Origin of the sequence: Xenorhabdus kozodoii (genome assembly GCF_002632875.1) — a bacterium.
Lineage (GTDB): Bacteria > Pseudomonadota > Gammaproteobacteria > Enterobacterales > Enterobacteriaceae > Xenorhabdus > Xenorhabdus kozodoii.
The window spans coordinates 1-1,277 of sequence record NZ_NJCX01000077.1 but is presented as its reverse complement, the minus strand read 5'-3'; the positions used below and the strand labels follow the sequence as shown (position 1 = coordinate 1,277).

Sequence of the window (1,277 nt, the reverse complement as noted above, 5' to 3'; positions counted from 1 at the left end):
AATCATGCCGGGGTATACATAGGTGATGGGCTGATGTTACACCACATGTACGGACAGCTCAGTAACCGTGTGCATTATAGCGGATACTGGCAGGAGCGAACCGTGAAAATAGTCAGGCATCAGGAGTCAGCAACATGAATACACTACGAACCATCCGGTTATACGGAACACTCGGCGCCCTGTTCGGACGAGAACATCGATTAGCGGTATCTTCGCCGCAGGAAGCGATTCGGGCATTGTCGGTCTTAATCGACGGCTTCGAAAAGTTCCTACTGAGTGCCAAAGAGCGTGGGTTAACCTTTGCCGTATTCATCGGAAAACGCAATATCAATCGCGACGAACTGGCATTATCCGGTGAGAGCGACATTCGGATTGTACCGGTGATCATTGGCAGCAAAAAAGCGGGCGTGTTTCAAACTATTCTCGGCGCGGTGATGGTGGTTGCCGGGGTGTTCTTATCGGCAACGCCATTTGGTGCGCCGATGGTGATGTCCGGCGTAGGTATGATGCTGGGCGGAGTGGTGCAAATGTTGTCGCCGATGCCGGGCGGACTGGCGAGGCGGGAAGATCCCGATAACAAACCCAGCTATGCTTTCGGTGGTCCGGTCAACTCCATCGCGCAGGGTAACCCCGTTCCGCTGGGTTACGGTCAGCGCCGCATCGGCGGGGCTATTATCTCAGCCGGTATCTACGCCGAAGACCAACAATAAATCTTCATCGTTTTCAATCAGGTCGCGCAAGCGGCTTTTTTTTATGGGTGAAATATGGAACAGCATCTGATTCAGGGCAGCAAAGGCGGCGGCGACAGCCCTCGTACCCCGGTTGAGTCACCGGATTCTCTGCAATCAACCTCGTACGCCAAAATCGTATTGGCATTGGGGGAGGGGGAATTTGCCGGGGGACTCGATGGCGCCAGCATATATCTGGACAACACACCGATTATTGGCCCCGATGGTACGCCCAATTTCGAGGGTGTGCGGTGGGAGTTTCGCCCCGGCACGCCGCATCAAGATTATATCCCCGGTATGCCCGCAGTAGAAAATGAGTTGACCGTCGGGACTGAATTAAATGAGTCATGGGTGAGATCCGTCACCAATACCCAGCTCTCTGCGGTGCGCATTCGGTTATCGTGGCCGCAATTGCAAAAGCAAGAAGAAGATGGGGACACGGTAGGGTATCGCATTGATTATGTGATAGAGGTGGCAACGGATGGCGGGGCGTATCAAGAAGTGTTGCGTACCGCCGCTGATGGCAAGACAACCACCAAATATGAACGC

Annotated in this window: 3 protein-coding genes; all 3 read left to right on the top strand. The window is 53.9% G+C overall.

The genetic code is table 11. From position 1 onward, the window contains the following. Positions 1–138 (top strand): NlpC/P60 family protein (locus Xkoz_RS19135; protein WP_141554457.1); only part of this gene is annotated, 138 nt, incomplete at its 5' end. Continuing rightward, positions 135–710, top strand: coding sequence for a tail assembly protein (locus Xkoz_RS19130; RefSeq protein ID WP_099143512.1), 576 nt, complete (start codon positions 135–137; stop codon positions 708–710). The genes Xkoz_RS19135 and Xkoz_RS19130, both read left to right, overlap by 4 nt. 54 nt (positions 711–764) lie before the next feature. Next, positions 765–1,277, top strand: a 513-nt coding sequence (gene gpJ / locus Xkoz_RS19125) for a TipJ family phage tail tip protein (protein ID WP_422646084.1), incomplete at its 3' end; no start/stop codon positions are given.